We start from the raw sequence: 24,631 nt of genomic DNA on the forward strand, positions 1-24,631 counted from the left end.
ATAATTAATTAATTTGACGAATACTATTGTTAAATGATGCACTAACTGTTAATTAAAAAGACAAATAACGCCCTCATGACGCTATCTGTCTAAATCCTTATTTGTTAAAAAGTTTATGTCTAACTAATCTGACACACTTTTGCACCCCAACAAATGTGAAATCAGTTGTAAGAGCTAATAATAATCCAATTCCTCCGACTGACCACGTAAAGATCGTGACCAACGAGAAAATTTTACCAAGAAAGATGAACACCGCCAAAAAGAGTGTGATACTCAAAACGACGATGGTTAGTTTGTAGCGGTTAAATGGTCGACAAACCATTGTCAAAGCCAACCAACAGATGACCCCAGTAATCAAAACACTCAGTGATGAAGTAATTGAGGTGAATAGTCCAAAAATATCGCCAATCACACCAATCACTAAAATGTAGAAAACGACACTTAGTGCGGCTGGAAGTGAAATTTCATAAATGTTAGAAGCAAAGCGGTCCTTTAAAGCTCGATAATTTGGTTCAAGCGCCAAGAGAAACGATGGGATTCCGACCATTAAGTCATTAATCGGCGTGAGTTGAATTGGTTGAAACGGATAGTTTCTGGCAAAAAACAGAAAGAGCACGCTGAGCATGACCGAGAACATGGTCTTAATCAGGTACAGGCAGGCGATGCTATCAATGTTGTTGATCACCCTCCGACCTTCGTTTAACACCTTAATGAGGGCGTCGAAGTTGGAATCAATAATCACGAAGTCGGCAATACTCTTGACACTCTCAGATCCTGATGCCATTGCGATTCCACAGTCTGACTGCTTTAAGGCCAGTAAGTCGTTGACCCCATCACCAGTCATGGCAACCGTCCGACCGTTTTCTTGTAGCGCCTTAATTAGCCGTTGTTTCTGGTCGGGTTTGACCCTTCCAAACACCACGTACTGCTTGACCAAATCACGGTAGTCGGCGTCGTCTTCAATCGTCGTCATGTCAACGTAATCATCGGAATTATGAATGCCGACCCGGTTGGCAATGCTTGAAACGGTGACCGGATCATCGCCAGAAATGACCTTTAAGTCGACCCCCTGGTTATAGAAAAACTGCAGGGTTTCAGAAGCATTTGGTCGAATGACATCCGTAATCAAGATTAAGGCAATCAGTTCACTACCCGCGATACTATCCTCGTTTAGTTGGTCCACTTTTGCGAGCGCAATGACCCGAAAACCCTGTTCGGCGTAATGCTTAACTTCTTGTTGTTGCTTGTCAGTTAGATCCAAAATGAACTGAGGTGCTCCGAAGACGTATTTGCCTTTGTCGTCTAACTCGGCCCCACTCCACTTTCTCGCTGAAGAGAACGGCACGATCATACTAGCAGCGTATGGGTGCTGCTTGAACTCATTTTTAAGCGCTGAAGCGGTCTCGTTATTGTCATCAATTTCATGGACCAAAGAGCCCATGATTTCGGCAATTTGTTGATCAGTGTAATTAGGAGCTTCTTTCACCATCTGTTTAAATTTCAATTCGCCACTGGTAATCGTCCCGGTTTTATCCAGGCAGATCGTGTTCACCCGTGCCAGAGTTTCAATGGAAGAAAGGTCTCTGACTAAGACCCGTTTTTTGGCCAGGTGATAGGCAGAAATTGCGAGGGTCACTGACGTCAAAAGAACCAGCCCTTCCGGAATCATCCCAATCATGGCCGCCACGGTTCCCAGAATGGCATTATTAACGCTCACCCCGTGCATCAAACGGGAAACAAAAAGTGCTACTCCAAGCGGAATGATAATAAACGTCAGAATTTTGATGATTTTTTTAATCAGCGAGATTAAGACACTGTTCTTACTCTTGTCGGTCTTAGCCTGGTTTGTAATCGTGTTAACAAAGGTCTTATCGCCAACTTTAGTTGCAAGCATGAAAGCTTTTCCACTAACTAGAAAACTACCAGACGTCAGTTCATCGCCGGTGGTTTTCTCAATTGGATTGGATTCACCGGTGATTTGAGACTCATCAACCTCAATCCCCTTGGTTTGTTTTACGACTCCGTCAACTGGTACCTGGTCTCCACGATCCAGTTCAACGATGTCTCCTAAAACAATCTGGTCCGGTTGAATAAGTTCAATTTTTCCGTTCCGTCTAACTTTGATCTTGCTCTGAGACAACAACGCCATTTTGTCAACCTGGCGCTTAGAACGAATCTCCTGAAAGATTCCGATGGTAGTGTTCGCTATGGCAATCACCAAGAACAACATGTTGATATAGCTACCGGTATAGAATACTAGCGCACCAAGAACTACGTTGATTACGTTAAACAGCGTAAAGATGTTTTCCATCAAGATCTGTTTCACAGACTTCGTTAGTGGTTTAGGCGCCGTATTCTTATAACCGTCTGCCACCTGTTGTTTAACTTCCGTACTTGTTAGTCCCTCATTTGGATTCACGTTATTAATATCGATCTGGTCACTTGCCACAGTTACACCTCCTTATGTAATTAATTCATTTCTAATTAATATTGTATAAGAAGGAATTAAATTTTGCACCACTAATGAAAGAAAAGCGCAAAGCTTTAAAAATAGTTAAAAAAAGAGATGGTCCAACCGGATCATCTCTTAACACTTATTCTAAATTAAATTAGTCGATTTCAACGTGATGGTTTTGGGTTTCATCATCTTGTGATTTTGGTAAAGTAATGGTTAAAACACCGCCATCGTAATCAGCTGAAATCTTGGTCTCATCAACATCAGGGATGTAAAACGAACGGTTAACGTCACTTGATGAACGTTCTCTACTTAAGATCCGACCATTGTCACCCTTATTTTCCTTGTCAATGTCATGAACAGCATGAATTGATAGGGTATCGTTATCATAACTAATGTCAATATCATTTTTTCTAAAGCCAGGTAATTCTGCCTTTACGACGTAGTCATCGCCTTGGTCTAAAACATCAGTTTTCATTCTGTTGCTTCCAGCAACTGAGTTTAATAAACTCTTGCCAAAGTCGCCAAAAAAGTCATCCATTGGATCATAACTAGCTTTTCTTAAATCGTTTGCCATAACTAAAACCCCTTTTTATTATTTTATTTGCTAATCTCTTAGCACTCTCTATACTAGGATGGATCGTCCCTTTCACACAAGAAATTAGCTCATAATTGGGGTAAAAAGTGCTACTTACAAAATAACTTTCGTATTAACCGTTAATTTTTCCTCGAAACCGTAAAATCAAAAATTTTTCGTAACATAATAAGGAATTTATTTTAATAAATTGCTTCCATTCAAACGGCTTTATGATAAAATCAATTAATTATGCCACTCATCTTAAATACTTAAAAAAATGGATAAGTACGTTATAATATATTTATTGTTTAAAATTTTGAAATGAGGAATGAAATTTGAATACCGGTCAGATAATACTTGATCTAATAATTATTTTAATAACGTTCTTCTTTGCTGCATTCTTTGTCGCGTGTGAGTTCTCACTGGTCCAATCAAGGCCAAGTGCCCTCCAAGAAAAACTGGATGATGAAGATATCAGTGACAAAAAGAAGAAAAAAGTTAATCGTGAAATGAAAATGGTAACCAACCTTAACGAGTATCTTTCGACAACCCAAGTAGGTGTTTCACTTGCGGGAATCATTCTTGGTTGGATTGGTGAATCATTCGTGATTGAAATCCTGGTTTCCATCATGGAATTAAAGGATTTCAGTGTTAATCCCGCTACCGCTCACAGTGTTGGTGCGATTGTTGGGGTGCTGTTACTTACCTATTTAGAAGTGGTCTTTACCGAAATTGTGCCTAAAAATATTAGTATTGACATGCCACTGAAGGTTTTGAGCGTGATTGCTGGTCCGCTTCACTTCTTTCACATTTTATTCTATCCATTTGTGTGGTTACTAAATGTGTCAGCAACTGGCGTAGTTAAGTTACTGGGAATCCCCGTGGCAAACGAAAACGATGAGGCCTTCTCACAATCAGAAATTTTGAGTCTTTCAAAGGATGCCGTTAAAAATGGTGATCTAGAGCGAAACGACTACTTGTACATGCAGCGTTCGTTTGAATTAAACGACAAAGTGGCCAGGGACATCATGATTGACCGGACCCAATTGGTAACGATCGACATCAACGATACGGTCCAAGATGCTATCAACGTTTACATTCAAAAGAAATTCAGTCGAATTCCCGTTGTTAAGGACAACGATAAGGATAACATCCTTGGCTATGTCTACAGTTACGATTTGGTCAGACAATCGCAGGTCGATTCAAACGTCAAGGTCGGAAAGTTAATCCGAAAGATTAGTACCACCCCCGAAACTACACCCATTACGATGGTACTTCAACAAATGATTAAGATGCATCAACCGATCGTCGTTGTAATCGATGAATACGGTGGAACGTCTGGTTTAATTACCGATAAGGATATCTACGAAGAGTTGTTTGGGACCGTTCGAGATGAGATTGACCCACAGGTTAACGAATACATCTTTAAACAGCCAAATGGCACCTTCCAGGTGAACGGAAAATTAAACACGTATGACTTTGAAAAGTACTTCGACGTTGAGATGCCTGCTTTTGACGACTCTGACATCGTTACGATTGCTGGTTTCATCATCGAACAGAACCCTCACATTAAAGTGGGTGACGTTGTTACAATTGATGGCTTTCAGTTTAAGGTTCTTGACTACAAGAACTCGTTCATTAACTGGCTAGAGGTCAATAAACTGGAACCAACTGATGATGAATCAGACGCAGATGACGATCAAAAAGACAAATAACTAATATCAATAAAGCCGAGGCTGTCCCTCGGCTTTACTAATACATAGGGGTAATAGAAACAATGAAAACAGTTTTAAAAAAATGTCCGGATTGGCTTTTTTACAGTCTAATTTTTCTGATTATTATCATGGCCTACATCTGGACGTTTTACTTAACCGGTAACTCACTAATTTGGGGCATGGACGGAATTGCCCAACACTATCCCATTCTCGTAAACTTTAAACACATGCTAACTGAATTTCTTGCCCATCCCAGTCACGGCTTCACCAACTGGTCGTTTAACATTGGCCTCGGTGCTGATCAGTTAACCAGTTTTTCGTACTACGTAGTCGGTGATCTCTTCAACTACCTGATCGTTTTATTCCCAGACCACTTACTGGAACTGGGTTACGGACTCTTGGTAATCCTACGCCTGTACGTTGCCGGATTGGCCTTTTTACTATTCATCAAACAATTCCATTTTAAAAAATACAGTGTCGTACTCGGAACTTTGACCTACACGTTTGCGGGTTACGCCCTTTATTCGGGGATGCACCATCCCTTTTTTATTCTACCGATGATTTTCTTCCCACTGATTTGCTACGGCGTCGAACGCATCATTTCTAACCATTCCTTCATTCCACTGATGCTAGCCGTTTCCTTAACTTTTTTAAGTAACTTTTACTTTGCCTACATCATTGGACTTGGCAGTATTATCTACGTCGTCATTAGGTATTTCAGCCTTCGTAAAAACCCTGACTTTCATTTTGTGAGCTCACTGGTCAAAATGGTTGCGGCCATTCTAGCGGGAATCTTGATTAGTGCCGTCATTTTCGTTCCAACCCTCTTATTTGCCCTGAGTTCCACGAGGACCACATCGACCTTTGCGAACGGCTATCTTTTCTATCCTCTCTACTATTACCTCTCCATTCCAAGTAAAATTCTCGGAAATGGCTACCTGACCATTAGCTTCTGGCTCATTGTTGGGATTAGTGGACTCGGATTTTTGGGCATTGTTTACACGATGACTCACTTCAAAAAATACCTTTACCTAAACATCGGCCTGTTGGTAGTTTTCATTGGTGCCTTGATTCCGGCTTTTGGAGCCGTCTTTAACGCCATATCGACCCCATCAAACCGTTGGATGTGTTTAGGCTTACTTCCAATTGGGATGGCTGCCACAATTCTTTCAGATCATCTCACTACGTTAACTAAGCGTAACGTGGAAGTCATGATTTTCGCAATTATCACCCTAATTGTGCTTATTTGGGCTTCTCGCGGATTCATCATGAAGCTAAGCGCGCATGACTACGGTGAAATCGTTCTCCTGTTGATTTTAATGGGAGTCATCCTATGTAGTCAGCTCTTCCATTTAAAGCCAGTGACAACCATCGGAAGTGTGACCGCGGTTTTCATCGTTAACCTCATCTCACTTGGAATTGGCTACTACAGTCCCAACGTTGCCGGCTTTTCAAAGGGCATGCTTAATAAACACGTTGCCACTAACTTCATCAATAATTTCTACGACGGAGCCGATCAGTACGTTGAACCACGGTTAGGTGGATATCGGACCTCACTTGGTAACCGATACCACTATGCTGGGAAAAATGACGTCAACTTGTCGAACTACTCTAACATCAATACCAACATCCCAATGTTATTTTCGACCCGTGACATTTCATCATATCTGACGGTGGAAAATGGGGCCATTGGCCAACTTGAAAATTCCGTTCAAAATAACCAACGGACCTTTAACGCTCCGGTCGCTCAAAATGACTACCGCACCACCCTCGATAATCTAATGGGCGTCAAGTACCTCTTTATTCGCACGGCCCAACAAAACAAATCACAACCCTTTGGCTTCAAGATGGTCAAGGGTAAGGACAAAAAGCCACTCCTGTTTGCGTCTGATAATCCGCTCGTGAACCAAAAAAACCCCGACGGAACCTACATTTTAAAAAACAAGAACGCGCTCCCAATTGCTTACACTCAGGATCAAACGATCTCAAACCGGCAGTACCAAAAACTATCCCCAACCGAGCGTGAACAAGCAATGATCAGTGGGGTCCACGTTGATTCGCCAATTAAGGGCATCAAATCAACCAAGTTGAAACAGAATCAGAAACAACTTAATTATGAGGTGAAACCGGACTACGAAAAAACCCTCGATAACTACGATAAATTAACGGCATTCACTAACAATTCTAAGAGTATTAAGTACAACGAACCAACAATTAATCACACGTCTCAGAAGACCGCCTTAAAGATCCTTTCCGAAAACGTCCAATTAGAAAATGACACCAAGAAGCAAAATCAAGACGGTCTCCACGTGGTAACTAAGGATGCGCTTGGTAAATCAGTCCCATATTTCCTTAAGATTAAGCAACCTAACCGCACCAAAAATGCCGAAATTTACTTACAATTAGAGGGTATTCAGAGTCACGATTACTCGTCGGCTTCAAAGGAAAGCATGACCAAAAGACAGCACGCCATCAAAAATCAACCGTACACGAAGATGATGAAACTAAACGAGAAACGAAAGAACCTTCACACTCCGTTTGTCGGTCAGTACTCCCTTAATGCTGCAACGAAAGGAATGAAGAACGGTTACTCACAGTATGGACGCGACAATCTCTCAAACTACACGCAAAAGAAAAACGCTTTGATTAACCTAGGGTATTCCACCAAACGCCGCAATCAAATTAAATTGACGTTTGATGGTGTCCACCAGATTAATTTTAAACACGCCAAGATTATTGCCGTTCCGTTTGGCAATTCGTATGAACAACGGATTCAAAAACTTCAACGTAACCGTCTCCAAAACCTTCAGGTTAAAAAGAACGAAGTCAAAGGAATCAGTAATAACCCGAAGAAGTCCGTCTTAACCACTTCCATTCCCTATTCAACGGGATGGAAACTCTTCGTCGACGGCAAACAGGTGCCCACTAGTCGGGTCAACACTGGCTTTGTCGGAGCACCCATTCAAGCTGGTAAACACCAGATTGAACTGAAATACCAAACTCCGGGACTGCTATTAGGAGCAATTGCGAGCGCCTTCGGAATTTTAATCCTCGCTATCAGTGGGATCGTCATCTGGATCGTAAAGAAACGAAATTAAATTAAAAACGTACGGATAACTAATTCCGTGCGTTTTTTGGCTGCTTTGACTTCTAAGATTCTGTGCATTTAAACTTGTTAGAGGTTACACTAATAGTGACTATTTTTCATATTTAAGGAGGTAGTAATCATCAAACCCATTCGCATTTTATACATCTCAATTGCCGGTAACACCCGCAACTTCGTGCAAAATTTAGAGGACTACGCGGAAACCGAGCACCAAAAAGATGCTAGTAACCCACTAATTGAACCAACCGAAATCTCAGATCAAAGTGACTTTGCTGACGAAACATCACCGTACTTTGTTTTCGTGCCGACCTACCTTGACGGTGGAAATGGAATCGATAACGGGGTCAAAGAACTCATGACCAACACCATGGGCGAATATGTTGCTTACAACCATAACGCCGACTACTGCATGGGAATCGTCGGCAGTGGTAATCGCAATTTTAACGTCCAATTTTGTCTCACAGCCAGAAGATATGCGGAACGTTTTAACGTCCCTGAAATTGCAGAATACGAATTAAGGGGCACCGATCGTGATGTCGTTCGCATTTATCAAACCATGTGTGAAAGAGCCAGAGAATATAGTAATGAAGTCGCTTTCAAAAAATAATAAATAAGAACCATTTTATGAGTGTATTGATTAGCATTTCACAATTTTATCTGGTAGGATAACCTATAATTCATGAATATTGTTTCACACTAGGAGGTAAGTTGCATCATGAAAATTATTGTTGTTGGTTGTACCCACGCGGGAACTTTTGCGGTTAAACAAATCTTAAAAGAGCATCCCGATTATGACTTAACTGTCTATGAAAAAAATGACAATATCTCATTTCTATCATGTGGAATCGCCCTTTATTTAGGTGGCGAAGTTAAAGATCCAAAGGGCCTGTTTTATTCCGATCCAAAGGAATTAAAGGAACTAGGCGCCGACGTGCAAATGAAGCACGAAGTCACTAACATCGACTCAAATAACAAAGAAATCACCGTTAAGGATTTAGAATCCAGTGAAAGCAAGACCGAACATTACGACAAGCTCGTAATGACCAGTGGTTCCCTTCCGGTTGTTCCTCCAATCGAGGGCGTTCATAGCGATCACGTCAAGCTTTGTAAGAACTGGACCGACGCTCAGGTACTTTTCGATGACGCCAAGGACGCTAAACGGATCGCTGTCATTGGAGCTGGATACATCGGGGCCGAACTAGCCGAAGCCTATTCCAAGACTGGTCATGAGGTCACTTTGATTGATGGAGTTGACCGGGTTTTAAGTAAATACTATGACCCTAAGTTTACTGACATCGTTGAAAAAGACTACAAGGACCATGGGGTTAAATTCGAAGGAAACCAAATGGTGCAAAAGTTCATTGATAACGGTGATACAGTCTCAATTAAGACCAGCAGTGACGAATTTACTGCTGACCTAGCTATTTTGTGCATTGGTTTCAAACCCAACACGAGTCTACTCAAGGGTCAAGTTGACATGCTTGAAAACGGTGCAATCATCACCGATGATTACATGCATGCTTCTAACAAGGACATCTTCGCCGCTGGTGACAGTGCCGCCGTTCACTACAACCCAACTCACAAAAACGCCTACATTCCGCTTGCAACCAATGCGGTTCGTCAAGGAATCTTGGTTGGAAAGAACATCGAAAACGACACCGAAAAATACATGGGAACGCAATCCTCCTCCGGTTTGAAGTTGTACGACCGAAACCTTGCCTCAACCGGCTTAACCATGAGTGCCGCTAAGGCTCAGGGCATTAACGCTCACCAAGTAATTGTCGAAGACAACTATCGTCCTGAATTCATGCCCACCACGACTCCTGTGCTAATGTCACTGGTTTACAGTCCTGACACCCGTAAAATCTTGGGTGGCGCATTGACCAGTCTCTACGACATTTCACAATCCGCTAACGTGCTTTCGGTTGCCATTCAAAACGAAAACACCATTGACGACCTGGCTATGGTTGACATGCTGTTTCAACCAAACTTTGACCGTCCGTTTAACTACCTCAACATCTTGGGTCAATCGGCTCAGGAAAAAGAAGCCCAAAACAAGTAATTGTAAATAAAATAAAATACACCGCAAAAGAGCCCTTAACTATCGTAAGTAGTTAAGGGCTTTGGCGTCACCACTATTTTTCTCTTTCTTTTTCAACATATTCAGTAATTCGGTCCATGGCTTCTTTTAAGTTTTCCATTGAAGTAGCATAACTAATGCGAACGTATCCCTCGCCGCCTGGGCCAAACGAACTTCCGGGAATGACGGCCACCTTAGCTTTACGGGCTAAGTCATAACTAAAGTCCATACTATTTTGAATTAAGCCAGCTGGGATTTTAGCGAAAATGTAAAAAGCGCCATCGGGATTGGCCATCTTAAAGCCCATCGCACTCAATTTTTCGTAAACAAAATCACGTCGCTTTCGGTACTCCTTTTTCATGGCATCAGTATCATTCATTCCGTTTCCAAGTGCTTCGGCGGCCGCAGCTTGTGCGTTTGTGGTGGTTGAAGTGATCGTAAATTGATCGATTTTTTCAAGTTGACTAGTGATGTCTTTAGGCGCCGCCATGATCCCAATTCTCCATCCGGTCATCGCGTGTGACTTTGAAACCCCATTCAATAAAATGGTTTGTTCGGGAAGATATTTAGCGATTGAGGCGTGTTTGCCATCATAAGTCAGTTCGCTGTAAATTTCGTCAGAAATCACAAAAATATCATGCTTTTTAATCACATCGGCCAGTTTTTGAAGTTCGTCAGGATGATAAGTTTTGCCAGTGGGATTAGTGGGAAAATTCAAGACAATCGCCTTGGTTTTGGGGTGATCCTTTAAATTTTGTTCTAACTGTTCTGGAGTGAGGACAAAGTCAGTTTTAGCGGTGTCCATAAAAATCGGGGTGGCTCCCCGCAGTTTAATAATCGGAAAGTAGAGTGGAAAAATCGGCGTTGGAATTAAAACCTCATCCCCGGGATTTAAAACCGATGTTAACGCCGTATAAATTCCGCCGGTAGCTCCAGCGGTCATAATGATATCCGTCTCCGGGTCGTAGTTTAAATCGTATTTACTTTGTAAAAAGTGCGCAGCTGCATCCCGCAGTTGTTTAGTTCCCTTCGTGGGAGCGTAGTGACTCTCATTTTGTTGAATGCTTTTAATTGCGGCATCCTTAACGTGTTCAGGGGTGTTAAAGTCTGGTTCACCTAACGTTAACGGAATAATATCAGGAATCTGACTCACCTCATCATTAAATTTTAAAATCGACGATGGTGATAGCTGCAGCATTTCTTGATTCATTTTACTTATTAATGCTTTTGACATTCTAATTCTCCTTTCGATAGACAAAAAAATCCCAGTTAACATTCGATGCTAACTGGGATTAAAAACACATTCGTTATTAGGAATATCCAACGATAATCTGTAATTAGCCTAGTTAGTATCCTTACGGTATCTAATTAGGCCCTCAAAACAACCTTACTTAGATACGCACTTGTACCAAGTAAAGTAAGTATAAAGGTCGTTTTGATGATCAATATGATTATTCATGGAATATTCCTCCTCTTCTTTAATTGCCACTAATTAAACAACTCAAATCACTTTCTGTCAATCATTTTTAAAATATTTATTTCAAAAACGCCATAAAAAAGAGAGCTAACACCGAGGTGTCAACTCTCTTTACACTTAATCTTATTGTTCGTTAAATTGTAAGTCCAAGCTAATGTGCTTACCATCTTTACTATCAATAACACGTGAATCAACAAAGACACTGTTCTTCTTAGTCTTAGTGATGTTGTCCGTTGGGTCAACGTCAACTAAAGTTTGAAAAGCGGCATCAGTTAATTTTGATAGTGGAACGTAAGGGATGAATGGAACACCCAAGTATGAGTGTAATGTTTCATCGTATTGGTCACGCAAAACGTTCATTTGGTCCAAAACGTCTTGAAGGTCTTTCCCAAAATCAGTTACATCCAAGAAGTAAACGTTTCGAACTTCATCAGTTTGTTCCCAAGGTTGGTCAGTCAAGATTGCTGATACTAAATCAGCCATTTTGTCTTCGTAATCTTTAATGTCATCGAGTTTTTCAATAATCTTTTTTTCGCTCATGTCATTCTTCCTCTCAATATTCAGTCTGATAGTTAATGACTATCACTTACAGTAATCATGATATCACATTTGAAGCGACTAATCGACACCTGATCCCCCATTAAGGTGCGGGAAATTGGATTGGATTCTTTTTGTGAGATTGAGAAATAATGGTAAGATAATGCATATAAACTGATTAAAGGAGCACTCAATCAATGAACAATGAAACAGTTGGTAGTCGAATGGACCGCAATGTCGGAAACGTAGTTATTAACGTTGTTGATAAAAACGGTCAAAATTTGACTAACCCATTAAAATATTCGCAAACTCCCGGGGAAGCATTTTCAATCGAAGTCCCTGACCTAAAGGGATACGTCGTTCAGGGACTTAGTGGTGATCAGAATGCCGTCAGTTACCTCACTAACGTCACCTTTAAACGAAACGTTGATTATCCGGCAAACATGGGTCGGGTTGTGGCCGTCAATCCGAACGAGAATATCAACGGAACTTTTGCAAGAGGAACGCTCACTTACAACTTGGTGTACGCACCAAGTGCGCAGGTGGTTTCCCCTGGTGTTGATAGAACAGCACCCAATCAAACGCAGTACCAAAGTGCTCTAAAAAAGAAGAAACACCACTGGTTCCGCTGGATCGTAATTATTTTCCTGATTATCATTTTGTTGGGAATCTTTGGCTTATACCGTTCAGGAAAGAGTGCCCAGCAACAGGTTAAACAAAATCCGCCCGTGGTGGTTAAAAATTATAACAATAAACCTGAGAATAATGCTGATAATGGTGGCAACAATGGCAGTAATGCAGCTAACCAAAAAACTCAAGATGTTATTGAAAAAGCCAAACAAGAAATCGAACAAAATGCTAGTGAACGGGATAATAATGCTCTTCAACAAATTATCATGACCATCCAAGATGGTATCAATATGATAAAAGCCAACATTGAGTCTTTCATCGGATTCTAATTCAAAAAGAGATCATCACTGATATCAGTGATGATCTCTTTTTGTTTATCTTTCTTTATAAGGCAACATGTACTTTTTAAGGGCTTTTCCAGTAAATGATTGGGGAACTTTTTCCGATCCCTCGGGAATTCCACTGTACAGGACGTTTCCACCGTACGTTCCGGCTCCAGGTCCCATGTCAATCAACCAGTCAGCCTGACTGATTACATCAAGGTTGTGTTCAACGATAATAAGAGAATCGCCATCAGCAACCATTCGTTTAAATAGCTTCAGCAATCGTTGCGTATCATTCATGTGCAGACCAGCCGTGGGTTCATCAAGAAAGTAAATCTTGCCCTTCTCTTCTAGCATCTGGGCTAATCGTAGTCGTTGCAGTTCACCACCAGATAGCGTGGTCAAAGCCTGATTTAACGCTAAATAATCCAATCCGACTTCGCTCATCTGTTTCAACGGATTAGCGATTTCAGGAACATCCTTGAAGAATTCAGCCGCGTAAGCAACTGACATCGACAAAACGTCGGCGATGTCTTGACCGTGATACTTATATCCCAAGGCTTCCTGACTGTAGCGTTTTCCGTGACACAACTCACAGGTCTGAACGACCGGATCCATGAAAGCCATGTTGGTAATTGTGACCCCTTTCCCCTTACAACGCGGACAAGCACCCTTGCCGTTGTAACTAAAGAGCTGGGTTGAAACGTTGTTGGCCTTCGCAAAAAGCCTTCGAATTGGGTTTAAAATGTTGAGATAGGTCACGGGAGTGGAACGAATACTGATGCCGGCTTGCTTTTGCGTTAGATCAACGTAATCGCCATTTAAATGGTCCTTCATGGCTTCAGCCAGTGAACTCTTACCAGATCCAGCCACTCCTGACAAAACGGTCATAATCCCGGTTGGTACCTTGACACTCACATCATCAATATTATGCATGTGAACATGCTCCAAGTCTACAAATCCCTTAGGTTGAAGTGGTTTGGCGAAGTGATGAGGTGCCCTTAACCATTTTCCGGTCAGAGTGTCAGAATCCAACACTTCTGGATAGCTCCCGGTAAAGGTAATCTTTCCACCATCAGCCCCAGATTTCGGGCCAACTTCGACCACGTGATCGGCAATCGACATGATCTCAGGATTGTGGTCAACGATAAAGATGGTGTTACCCTTCTTCTTTAGATTAATCATAGCTTTTTTAATCAAAGCGATGTCGTGAGGATGAAGACCCACACTTGGTTCGTCAAAAACGTACAGAATATCTGATAATGAATTGGTTAGGTGTTTAGCAATCTTAATTCGTTGAACCTCACCACCTGATAACGTGCTGGTGGTTCGATCGAGAGTCAAGTACCCTAATCCAATGTCAATTAACGGCTTAATCTTGGACTCTAAGCCCCGGATGATTTCATCTCCAAGGTTATCTTTAATGGACTCCAAAAAGTCTAAGAACTGCACCAAATCCATCCCAGAGACGTCGTTAATGTTATATCCGTTAATCTTAACGCTCAATGATCTGGGGTTAAGTCGAGCTCCCTTACATACCGGGCAAACTTCACGGGTCACAATCTCACTAATGGCTTCTTTGTGGTGCTTACCCTCACGACTGTTGATGATTGAACGTTTGATTCTAGGAACCACACCCTCGTACTGGCTCGTTTTGTAGTAAGCGGGCGCATTGGACAGTTTTTGTTGTGGCGCGTGCATCAACAAGTCATACTCTTCGGGAGTATAATCTTTAATTGGTTTGTCATTATCAAATAAACCACTGTAACCGTATCCCCGCCAACGCCAGGTTCCGGGTCCAAAACTAACGAAGGTAATCGCTCCGTCATTAAGTGACTTTTCTGGATCAATTAACTTTGACTCATCAACTTCATCGACATAACCTAATCCCTGACAGTACGGACACATCCCCTGCGGCAGGTTAAACGAAAAGACCTCCGAGTATCCCACAAACGGCTTTCCAACCCGTGAGAACAGGAGCCGTAATAACGAGTAGATTCCCGTATAGGTGGCAAGCGTCGACCGGGCGTTGCCGGTTAGTTGTTTCTGTTCAATTGCAATGGCAACTGGCAAATTTTTGATGTCACCAACGTGCGGCTGCCCGTACTTTGGGAGATACTGTTGTGAAAAACTAGGAAACGTTTCGTTTAGTTCACGACGTGACATGGCCGCAATCGTGTCGAATACTAACGACGATTTCCCCGATCCGGACTCACCGACAAAAACGGTGATTTCATGTTTAGGGAGCTTGACGTTAACGTGCTTTAAATTATTTTGGTGTGCGTCAGACACATCAATTGAATCCTTATAATAAGTGTCGACCATGGTTTACCTCACTAATCTTGACGTGTTTTACTTAACTTTCTTGATTCGCTCATCACACAGAACAATGCAAATAAAATCAGTCCGCCGGATACGATAAATAAAGCTGGATAGTTGAAAAATTCAACCATTAATCCACCAAAGAGTGGGCCCACAGCTCTTCCAAGGGACATAAAGATGTTAAATAGTCCCTGAAACTTCCCCTTTTGTCTGGGGTCCGCTAACGTATCAATCCACGCCGGAATTCCCGGCAGTCCGTTCATTTCACCAAAGGTCAAAATGACCATGATAATTACGAAAACGGCGTACTGTCTAGCAAATATTAACATAAAGAAGCTTAGCGCGAAAATGATTACCCCAAAGGCAATCTGACGACTCATCTTAAACCGAGCCCCGATTTTATTAATAATCGGTTGAATGAAAACAATCAATAACCCATTAATCGTCCACAAGAAACTGTAATTTTCAAATGAGATCCCTAGTTGAGTCATGTGGACCGACATGACACTTTCCCAGAGCGTATAACTCATATAAATACAAAAAACCATGATGCAGATTAGCCAAATCAGTTTTAAACCGCGACTCTTTTTCTCAGAAACATCGTCGTCATCTTGTGAACGCTTAACGGCCGTCGGTTCTGGTCGATGTAATTTAATGTTAAATTCAAAAATCGTCATCAACAACAACACAATGTAAAAACCCGTTGCCACGATGAAAACAATCGAAATCCCGTACTTCATCAAGAAACCAACCAACGCGGTTCCGACAACGACCCCAAGGTTAAGTCCAACGTACAACGAATTAAAAACGTATCGCGTACTTTTAGAGGTGATCATCGATGCGTACGAATTTAAGAGCGTCATGCTGGAGCCGTTACCCAGTCCGTACAGCAGTAACATAATTCCAAAAATGGGCCAGCCGTGAAAGAAGATCAAAGTCACAATCGAAGTCATCGTAATTAGGACACTGATGATGGCGGTCTTATATGGTGACCAGCGATCGAAAAGATAACCACCCAGATAGTTCCCAATAATCATGAACATTGACATGGCAAACAGCACGATGCCGGCTGTTGTCAGAGATTCATGAAGGTAATTATGCATGTAGACCGTGGTTAGCGGCCACATAAAGGATGACCCGGTATTTAATAGTAACGAATAGATTAAAACGGTACTCAACCTTAATTCTTTTTTTCTTCCTTTTACCATTTGCTTGCCTCACTTCATTATTCATTTTAATTTTTTCTTTAATTTCAACGCTTACACGATCGACCATAATAAAAGGGGAAACTCAACCGTAGTTGAAATCCCCCTAATAATCAGCAATGCTTACTTTTTTGTCGCATGCTTCTTTTCGTTATCACGCTTTTTGGCAACCAATCCGGCTACCATCGAACCCGCTACCAGCACCGAAACAACACTGGTTAACAGGATTTTCATTTTATTTTTCATGATGAAACTCCCTGCTTTTCTCCCTAATATAGTTATATCTTGTTTGCAACAAAAAAGCTACTTCTTTCTCTAATTTATAATTTTTATAATGTGATTGCCAACCGGTTACACCATTCAAACTATGTAACCGCACTTTCAAAGATGAAGTTACCTGTCCCACGCTTAACCAAACTCTCTACTAAAATTAAATCCAATTTTAACTGGGAAAAAAACGATCCTTCTACTATAATTAAAGTCCATAAGGCAAATTAACGAAACGTTAATTGGAGGGAGAAACACATGATTCATATTGTTACTGATTCAACTGCTCAATTAACCCCAGATGAAATTCAAAAAAATAATCTCACGGTCGTACCACTTCAGGTTACCATTGATGGTAAAACTTATGAAGATGGTGTTGACATTACCAGAAAAGAATTCTCCGATCATCTTGCAAACGACAAAGAATTTCCGAAGACCAGTCAACCTTCTCTGGGTCAATTCATTCAAGCCTACGAAAAAATTCAAAAAGAAGATCCAGACGCTTCAATCATCTCCATTCATTTAACCAAGGTTTTAAGCGGAACGGTTGAGACGGCTAGAACCGCTGCCAAACAAGTGGGCGGAGACATCTCAGTCTTAGACAGTGATTCCACTGATAGTGGTCTTACTTTTGCTGTCATACGTGCCAAAAAGTTGGCCGATCAAGGCAAGTCTGTTAACGAAATTATGGACAATTTAAAGGCTTTTGTACCAACCATCATGACCTACGTTTTCATCAACAGTTTTGATTACATGGTCAAGGGTGGGCGTGCTAGCCGGGCGGTTGGCTTTATTTCCTCACTAATTCAACTAAAGCCCGTAATTCAACTGACTGAGGGAACTTTAAAACTGAAATACAAGTGCCGTGGCATCAAGAAAATGACCAAGATTGCCAATCAGGTCACCGATGAAATCATTAATAATAAGGACATTTCTGAAGTTGGTCTTTCATACGTTGATGACGGAACGGCCCCAAAGAAAATTGCTGCTAAGATCAAGAAAGCACGACCTGACATCAACGTGACTTGCCGTCTGACGAGTCCCATCGTTATGACCCACGTTGGTCCCGGTGGATTTGGCTACATCTTCGCATAACTTAATCCTAACAATTAAGATCGGACATTTATGTTCGGTCTTTTATTATGAAAAGGGGAAATCATGGAATCATCGCCTGTTTATTCGGACTTCTAATGAATCAATTATGGTAAATTAGCGGTTAACACCGTGTCAACATGTGGGTATAATTAAATTATTACATAGAAGGAAGGATTTTTTATGCCATCGTCAACTTTTGTAAATCTCCCCCAGGCAAAAAAGGATCGCATCAACAGTGCCCTTTTAAATGAATTTTCCGCTCATCCCTTCGCTGACGCCCAAGTTGCCAGGATCATCAAGGATGCCAAAATCTCACGTGGAGCCTACTACAAATACTTCATTACCTTAAAGGGCGGCTATGATTACACACGCAGACTGGTTTTATCAACCATTCATCGACCTTTCACAAATAAAAAGCTTGATGAACTAAAACCGAGCGACTACGTTGATGCTGCCCGTTCCTTTCTAGAAGATAGTGCTGAAAGTGAATACTTTGAATTTATTCAGATGGACATCCTGCATAATCAGAAAAACATTGATGATTCGGCAATCATTAAGCTGCCAGCCAAACGGTGGGCCATCACCGTTCTGTGCCACCAGACGATTAAAGAAGCCATGGAATCTCCCAGTGATTCCGAAAAATTACTCCATCGGCTTCAAAGAGTCCTTGAAATTATTTATTAATTAATCCGTACAAAAAGGAGACCCAGAAGTGGGCCTCCTTTATTAATTGATTTCAAGCATTAATTAATCTAAAATTCTTCGTAAGTGGCTGGATCTTGATTATGAGTTCGACCATCTGGCTTGGTTAACGAATCAATCGTTTCCATATCTTCAGGAGTAATCTCAAAGTCAAAGACGTTCAGGTTACCACTCTGTCTACCAGGATGAGCTGACTTAGGAATTGGCAGCGTTCCCAACTGAATCTCCCAGCGTAAAATCAACTGACCAACGTTTTTATGGTACTTAGCGGCCATGTCAACCAGAACTGGGTTCTTTAACATCTCACTGGCACGACCAAGTGGGCTCCAGTCTTCGGTTAAAATCCCGTGTTCTTCATCATAGTGACGCATATCAGCCTGATTAAAGTAGGGATGAAGTTCAATCTGGTTGATTGACGGCATGACACCAGTTTCATCAACTAACTTGTCCAGGTAGTCTGGTAGAAAGTTGCAGACTCCGATCGTCCGAATCAAACCGTACTGTTGAGCATCAATCAGTGCTTGCCATGCTTCAACGTAGTTACCCTCTTTAGGATTAGGCCAGTGCAACAAGTAGATATCAAAGTAGTCTAGGCCAGCCCGATAAAGTGACTCCTGAATGGCATTAATGGCGCTCTTTCGGTCGTAGTAACGGCCTGGCAACTTTGAAGTTACCAGCAAATCAGAACGGCGCACGTTCGAATTTTCAATTCCACGACCAACGGCCCCTTCGTTTTCGTAGTTATAGGCAGTGTCGATTAACCGGTAACCCTTATGAATGGCAGAAGTGATCGCCATTGCACCTTCAAAGCCCTTTAAAAGATAGGTCCCAAATCCAATCTTTGGAACCTGCATTCCGCTATTTAACGTATAATACTCATATTCCATGATGAGAACTCCTCTCAATGTGTTTCTACGATTAGGATAAGCGGAATGAATATTCGTTTCAAGCAAGTCGATTTGTGATAGGATAGTAGTTACGATTTAAGGAGTGATAACGTGAAAAAGAAAAACCAAAAAAATAACGGATCCTTCAACTTTCGGGGATTCTTTCATTTAATTCGACAAACTAAACCACACTACTGGCAACTAATGGTTGGACTAATCCTGGGTCTAGTCGCTACTGGAGCCCAACTAACGGTCCCAAAGATTGCCCAGGTCATGGTAAACGATTTTGCCAAGGGCGTGAGTCTAGTCCTGATTTTTGCTATGGTTATTTTATTTGTCTTGAGTGCCCTAATTAACGCGGGCTCAGGAACGCTCCTGGGGTTCTTCGGTGAAGACGTAGTGGCTAACCTTCGAGAACTACTATGGGAGAAAATGGTGAAGTTAAACGTTCACTATTTTGATAGCGTGAAGACCGGAAAAATGACCTCGCGGCTCGTGAGTGACACAGATCAGATTAAAGACTTACTGTCAGTTTCATTTCCCAACACGATTACGTCGATCTTTCAACTAATCGGGGCTTTAATCATCATGCTCATCATGGATTGGCGAATGGCCTTAATCATGTTTATTGCCATTCCCATCGTCATGACCGTGATGCGACCGATCATTCACAAGTCGAGTCAGATTGGGAAATCGCGTCAGGACCAAATGGCTGATTTCAGCGGAAAGGCGCAGGAAACTTTAAACGAAATTCGCTTAGTTAAATCATCAAATGCCGAACCGTACGAAACCAACGCTGGTTCTAACTTGATTCACAATCTGTATCGAATCGGCCTCAAAGAGTCGGTCTATGACTCCATTGCGGGACCAATTCTGAACACGGTCATGATGGCTATGATTGTTGGAATCTTGGCATATGGCGCTCATCGGGTTGCCATTGGAGCTATGACCATCGGAACCATGTTTGCCTTTCTAATGTACCTGTTTCAAATCATTGGTCCCGTTAGCATGCTGGGTCGTTTTGTCACTGACCTCTCTAAAGCCAATGGTTCTACTGAACACGTCCGAGAACTCCTCATTGAACCCGAAGAAGACTTTGCGTCAGGCTTCTCGGATGATATTGGCGGTAAAACGTTGCGCCTCAATGACGTTAGTTTTGCCTACGACCCCGATGAACCGGTCTTAAAAAAAGTCAACGTCGCCGCCAAGCCCAATCAAACTACGGCCTTCGTTGGACCTTCTGGAAGTGGAAAATCAACCATCTTCAGTTTGATTGAACGTTACTACCAACCAACGTCTGGCACCCTTACAATTGGCAAGGAAAACATCGAGGACATTAACCTCTCCAACTGGCGGCATCAAATCGGACTGGTTAGTCAGGATTCAGCCATCATGGCGGGGACGATTCGCCATAATTTGACCTATGGACTAGACGAGCAGTTTACCGATGACCAACTCTGGCACGTCCTAAGCCTGGCGTACGCGGAGGGCTTTGTGAAAGAGATGCCCGACGGACTTTCCACTCAAGTTGGTGAACGAGGAATCAAGGTCAGTGGTGGCCAAAGGCAACGACTCGCGATCGCTCGGGCCTTTTTGCGAGATCCAAAAATCTTGATGCTTGACGAAGCCACGGCCAGTCTTGATTCACAATCAGAGGCCATGGTTCAAAAGGCGCTTCATCAACTCATGAAGGGTCGTACTACCCTCATTATTGCTCACCGATTGAGTACCATCGTTGATTCAGACGACATTTACTTTGTTGACCACGGTGAAATCAGTGGACACGGGACTCACGAAGAGTTAATCAAGACTTTGCCCAAGTATCGCGAATACGTTAAAATTCAATTCAAAAAATAAGGAATTCAGCAATGAATTCTTTTTTTGTGTCACAAATCGGGATTTTCCTGTTATACTTTAAGAATTATTTAAGAAATTGGAGGTTACATTTGATGGACAATAAAAAGTTATCATTATTTGCGTTAGTCTTAATGATCTTTACATCCGTCTTCGGATCAGCGAACATTTCCAGAGCGTTCTATCTAATGGGGTATGCCTCAATCATCTGGTACATCCTGGCAGCGCTCTGCTTCTTCATCCCGTTCGCGTTCATGATTGCGGAGTTTGGTGCGGCTTTTTCAGAAAAGCACGGTGGCATCTACACTTGGATGAGCGAATCAGTTAATCCTAAATTCGCCTTCACGGGAATCTCCATGTGGTATGCTTCCGCCATCATCTGGATGGTCAACACCAGTTCCGCCATCTGGGTCCCACTTTCAAATGCAATCTTCGGCGTTGATAAAACGTCAGATGCTCATCTCTTTGGACTTTCAAGCGTTGAAACCATCGGCCTTTTAGCCGTCCTTTTGATGATCGTGATTACGTTCATTGCTACCCGTGGGATCAGTCAAATTCAGAAGGTCACTTCCATCGGCGGGTTTGCGGCAATGCTAACCAATGTAATCCTCATTGTTGGTGGGGCCATCATCCTTTTAATTAACGGACATACCTTTCAGCCGCTCTCCTGGAAAGCCGTCTTAGTATCACCCAATCCGCAATACGATTCATTAATTAATGTCCTCGGATTTATCGTATACGCAATCTTTGCCTACGGTGGACTAGAAACCATTGGGGGCCTCGTCGATCAAACCAAGACTCCCGAAAAGACTTTTCCTAAGGGAATCACCATCTCGGCCATCACCATTTCCGTCGTCTATTCGATTGGGATTTTCATGGTTGGAGCTTTTACGAACTGGAACCAGGTCTTGGGTTCAAAACACAACATTAACCTAGTCAACATCCCCTTCGTTATCATGAATAACTTTGGTTATCAACTGGGGACCGCCCTGAACTTTCCTCATAGCGTCTCCGTTCAAATCGGGATGTGGGTCAGCCGTTACGTTGGGGTTTCCATTTTTCTAGCACTGAGTGGGGCCTTCATCACACTCGTCATTTCGCCAATCAAGACGATCGTGGAGGGCACTCCCAAGGAAATTTGGCCGAGGTTCTTTACCAAAATCAACAGACACAACGTACCAGGCAATGCCATGGTGATTCAGGGACTCTTAGTCATCTTATTCATCCTCGTAATCTCATTTGGAGGACAAAGTGCCAAAGCTTTCTTCAACATCCTGGTTCAGATGACCAACGTGGCCATGGTAATTCCGTACCTGTTCATTGCCTTCTCGTTCATTGGTTTTAAAGCCAACCAGAAAATCAAGAAGCCCTTTGTCTTCTACAAGAATTCACTGGTCGCCAAATTAGCGGTCTGTGTCGTAATGCTAACGGTCGGTTTTGCCATTATTTTTACGATTATCGCTCCCGCTTTGAGTGGCAACTACGTAAGCAGTATCTGGATGGTCGTTGGACCTGTCTTGTTTGGTATTGTGGGTTATCTTTTGTACCACCACTACGAAAAGAAATATCTAAGTAAATAAGCAAAAATGAGACGTCCCTTTGGTGAGGGCGTCTCATTTTTTATTAGTAAATAATACTTTAATTTAAATTCATTACATTCAATAAGAACACAAAGTTATCCAAAGATATAGCGTATACTAGGTGTGTAGACAACTTCAATGATATTTTGATCAAAATAAAGAGAGAAGTAAAAGTCATGAGCAATAGACATTTATATAATTGTCAAGAAGGCTGCCCAGTTGAAAGTACATTACAAATAATCTCTGGCAAATGGAAAAGTGTTATTTTGTATCACTTATTTAAAAGTAAAGTAGTTAGATTTAATTATTTAAATAAGCAGATCAACGGCTGCTCAAAACGTATGCTGGCGCTACAATTAAAGGAACTAGAAAACGATAATATCATTGAAAAGAAGGTCTATCCTGTCGTTCCACCAAAAACAGAATACAAAATCACTAAATTTGGTGAATCACTAAAACCGGTTATTGATGAAATGGAAAAATGGGGAAAACTGTATAATTCAATCAACGACGATCAGAGATAAAAGCTTCAACCACAGTAATCTAATTATCTAGTGAAAATCTTGTAACCTAGTAACAAAAATTACATTATTGTAAAGCATCATTTTCTCCTTAAAATTAACAGTAACTTAAATAAGGAGATTAGATAGATGATGAAAAAGAACATGAAGGCAATTGGCTTTACTAAATATTTATCAATTAAAAATCCAGACAGTCTATTTGAATTTAGTACAGAAGTCCCTACCCCTAAACCTCACGATTTATTGGTTAAGGTAGAGGCTGTATCGGTGAATCCTGTTGATGTTTATACTAGACGCGCCCAACGAAAGCAACTTGCTCATCCTAAGATAATGGGATGGGACGCTTACGGAACTGTCGTTACAACTGGAGCAGAGACGAGCATTTTTAAAACTGGTGATAAAGTTTTTTATGCTGGATCGTATAAACGACCTGGAAGTGACAGTGAGTATCAATTAGTCGACGAAAGAATAGTGGGTCATGCACCCAAAAAACTAAGTATTGAAGAAATTGCTGCGATGCCACTAACCAGTATAACGGCATGGGAAGCAATGTTTGAACAAATGGATATCGATATTAATGATACAGAGGGCAACTCGTCAAAATCTATTTTAGTCATTAATGGATCTGGTGGCGTTGGTTCGGTAGCAACACAATTAGCGCATCTGGCAAATTTGAACGTCATTGCAACTGCAGGAAACGAAACGACTAAGCAATGGGAATTACAGCATGGAACTGATCATGTTGTTGACTATCACGATAACATTGTTGACCAGGTTCATGATTTAGGGTTTAAGCACGTTGATTATATTTTGGAATTAGCAAATCTTGATGCTTATTGGTCAACCATCACAAAATTAATTGGTCCAACCGGAAACATTGCATCCACCACTGGATCAGGTAGAAATTTAAACTTTAGTCCATTAAAATCACGGATGGTAAGATTTGGTTGGGAATGGATGTATGAAAAATCATGGTACCAAACTCCCAACATGATTACACAACACATAATCCTGGATAAAATTGGAAAACTACTTGATGAGGGAAAAATTAAAAGTACCCTCACTAAAACAATTAGTCCCATTTCTGCCAAAAATCTTCGTAAAGCAACCAGTATGGTGGAGTTCCATCAAATGATGGGGAAGGTTGTTGTAAAACGATAATCAAATAATTGATTTGTGCCATAAAAGGCTAATCACTAAAGATTAGCTTTTTTTATTTCCAAAACTCCTTGAAAATAACCCGCTTCGCTTGAAGCTTCTAACTAATGTATAATAGTTATAAGACATCTTTACCGCAA

19 protein-coding genes are annotated in these 24,631 nt (G+C 41.6%); 11 read left to right on the forward strand and 8 right to left on the reverse strand.

The window, feature by feature from the left end:
- Positions 1 to 97: 97 nt before the first annotated feature.
- Together AC6UDB_RS04600 and AC6UDB_RS04605 are read right to left on the reverse strand one after the other, a co-directional pair.
- Complete coding sequence (locus AC6UDB_RS04600; protein WP_500709264.1) at positions 98 to 2,449, reverse strand: HAD-IC family P-type ATPase; 2,352 nt, start codon at positions 2,447 to 2,449, stop codon at positions 98 to 100.
- A 160-nt stretch (positions 2,450 to 2,609) separates the two neighbouring features.
- Positions 2,610 to 3,032, reverse strand: a complete 423-nt coding sequence (locus AC6UDB_RS04605) for an Hsp20/alpha crystallin family protein (protein WP_500694098.1) — start codon at positions 3,030 to 3,032, stop codon at positions 2,610 to 2,612.
- 335 nt (positions 3,033 to 3,367) lie between these two features.
- Between AC6UDB_RS04605 and AC6UDB_RS04610 the strand changes: the two genes are divergently transcribed.
- The 4 genes from AC6UDB_RS04610 to AC6UDB_RS04625 all read left to right on the forward strand — a co-directional run bounded on the left by AC6UDB_RS04610 (position 3,368) and on the right by AC6UDB_RS04625 (position 9,915).
- On the forward strand, positions 3,368 to 4,747 hold the full coding sequence (locus AC6UDB_RS04610; protein ID WP_500694099.1) for a hemolysin family protein: 1,380 nt from the start codon (positions 3,368 to 3,370) through the stop codon (positions 4,745 to 4,747).
- Between the two features lie 62 nt (positions 4,748 to 4,809).
- A complete protein-coding gene (locus AC6UDB_RS04615; protein ID WP_500709265.1) occupies positions 4,810 to 7,845 on the forward strand; it encodes a YfhO family protein in 3,036 nt (1,011 codons plus the stop codon).
- 129 nt (positions 7,846 to 7,974) lie between these two features.
- Positions 7,975 to 8,460, forward strand: coding sequence for a class Ib ribonucleoside-diphosphate reductase assembly flavoprotein NrdI (gene nrdI, locus AC6UDB_RS04620; protein ID WP_500701307.1), 486 nt, complete (start codon positions 7,975 to 7,977; stop codon positions 8,458 to 8,460).
- 108 nt (positions 8,461 to 8,568) lie between these two features.
- A complete protein-coding gene (locus tag AC6UDB_RS04625; protein WP_500709266.1) occupies positions 8,569 to 9,915 on the forward strand; it encodes an FAD-dependent oxidoreductase in 1,347 nt (448 codons plus the stop codon).
- Positions 9,916 to 9,988: 73 nt separating this feature from the next.
- On the opposite strand, the gene AC6UDB_RS04630 is transcribed toward AC6UDB_RS04625, so the two are convergent.
- Positions 9,989 to 11,167 (reverse strand): aminotransferase class I/II-fold pyridoxal phosphate-dependent enzyme, encoded by a 1,179-nt coding sequence (locus tag AC6UDB_RS04630; protein ID WP_500709267.1) that lies wholly within the window; start codon positions 11,165 to 11,167, stop codon positions 9,989 to 9,991.
- Positions 11,168 to 11,533: 366 nt separating this feature from the next.
- Positions 11,534 to 11,950: a hypothetical protein gene (locus tag AC6UDB_RS04635; protein ID WP_500694103.1), complete on the reverse strand. Its 417-nt coding sequence runs from the start codon at positions 11,948 to 11,950 to the stop codon at positions 11,534 to 11,536.
- A 194-nt stretch (positions 11,951 to 12,144) separates the two neighbouring features.
- On the opposite strand from AC6UDB_RS04635, the gene AC6UDB_RS04640 reads away from it, so the two are divergent.
- The gene (locus tag AC6UDB_RS04640) at positions 12,145 to 12,906 is read left to right on the forward strand and encodes a hypothetical protein (protein ID WP_500696995.1); all 762 of its coding nucleotides are present in this window, start codon (positions 12,145 to 12,147) and stop codon (positions 12,904 to 12,906) included.
- A gap of 45 nt (positions 12,907 to 12,951) precedes the next feature.
- Here the strand turns inward: AC6UDB_RS04640 and AC6UDB_RS04645 are convergent, their stop codons facing one another.
- From AC6UDB_RS04645 to AC6UDB_RS04655, 3 genes are all read right to left on the reverse strand, one after another.
- Positions 12,952 to 15,225 (reverse strand): ATP-binding cassette domain-containing protein, encoded by a 2,274-nt coding sequence (locus AC6UDB_RS04645; protein WP_500709268.1) that lies wholly within the window; start codon positions 15,223 to 15,225, stop codon positions 12,952 to 12,954.
- Positions 15,226 to 15,236: 11 nt separating this feature from the next.
- Positions 15,237 to 16,430: an MDR family MFS transporter gene (locus AC6UDB_RS04650; RefSeq protein ID WP_500696997.1), complete on the reverse strand. Its 1,194-nt coding sequence runs from the start codon at positions 16,428 to 16,430 to the stop codon at positions 15,237 to 15,239.
- Between the two features lie 120 nt (positions 16,431 to 16,550).
- On the reverse strand, positions 16,551 to 16,673 hold the full coding sequence (locus AC6UDB_RS04655) for a hypothetical protein (RefSeq protein ID WP_500694107.1): 123 nt from the start codon (positions 16,671 to 16,673) through the stop codon (positions 16,551 to 16,553).
- Positions 16,674 to 16,952: 279 nt separating this feature from the next.
- Here AC6UDB_RS04655 and AC6UDB_RS04660 point away from each other — a divergent pair, with 279 nt between their 5' ends.
- Positions 16,953 to 17,789 carry a DegV family protein gene (locus AC6UDB_RS04660; RefSeq protein WP_500709269.1) on the forward strand — a complete coding sequence of 279 codons (837 nt, stop codon included), beginning with the start codon at positions 16,953 to 16,955 and terminating at the stop codon, positions 17,787 to 17,789.
- A 180-nt stretch (positions 17,790 to 17,969) separates the two neighbouring features.
- The gene (locus AC6UDB_RS04665; protein WP_500697001.1) at positions 17,970 to 18,473 is read left to right on the forward strand and encodes a TetR/AcrR family transcriptional regulator; all 504 of its coding nucleotides are present in this window, start codon (positions 17,970 to 17,972) and stop codon (positions 18,471 to 18,473) included.
- 68 nt (positions 18,474 to 18,541) lie between these two features.
- Here AC6UDB_RS04665 and AC6UDB_RS04670 read toward each other — a convergent pair whose 3' ends face one another.
- Positions 18,542 to 19,378, reverse strand: a complete 837-nt coding sequence (locus AC6UDB_RS04670; protein WP_500709270.1) for an aldo/keto reductase — start codon at positions 19,376 to 19,378, stop codon at positions 18,542 to 18,544.
- Positions 19,379 to 19,489: 111 nt separating this feature from the next.
- Between AC6UDB_RS04670 and AC6UDB_RS04675 the strand changes: the two genes are divergently transcribed.
- From AC6UDB_RS04675 to AC6UDB_RS04690, 4 genes are all read left to right on the forward strand, one after another.
- Positions 19,490 to 21,235 (forward strand): ABC transporter ATP-binding protein, encoded by a 1,746-nt coding sequence (locus AC6UDB_RS04675; RefSeq protein WP_500695848.1) that lies wholly within the window; start codon positions 19,490 to 19,492, stop codon positions 21,233 to 21,235.
- A 92-nt stretch (positions 21,236 to 21,327) separates the two neighbouring features.
- Positions 21,328 to 22,812: a glutamate/gamma-aminobutyrate family transporter YjeM gene (gene yjeM, locus AC6UDB_RS04680; protein ID WP_500695849.1), complete on the forward strand. Its 1,485-nt coding sequence runs from the start codon at positions 21,328 to 21,330 to the stop codon at positions 22,810 to 22,812.
- Positions 22,813 to 22,988: 176 nt separating this feature from the next.
- Positions 22,989 to 23,336 carry a winged helix-turn-helix transcriptional regulator gene (locus tag AC6UDB_RS04685; protein ID WP_500695850.1) on the forward strand — a complete coding sequence of 116 codons (348 nt, stop codon included), beginning with the start codon at positions 22,989 to 22,991 and terminating at the stop codon, positions 23,334 to 23,336.
- A gap of 129 nt (positions 23,337 to 23,465) precedes the next feature.
- A complete protein-coding gene (locus AC6UDB_RS04690) occupies positions 23,466 to 24,494 on the forward strand; it encodes a zinc-binding alcohol dehydrogenase family protein (RefSeq protein ID WP_500709291.1) in 1,029 nt (342 codons plus the stop codon).
- The last annotated feature ends 137 nt before the right edge of the window (positions 24,495 to 24,631 follow it).

The organism is Fructilactobacillus sp. X3R2C1, assembly GCF_059901235.1.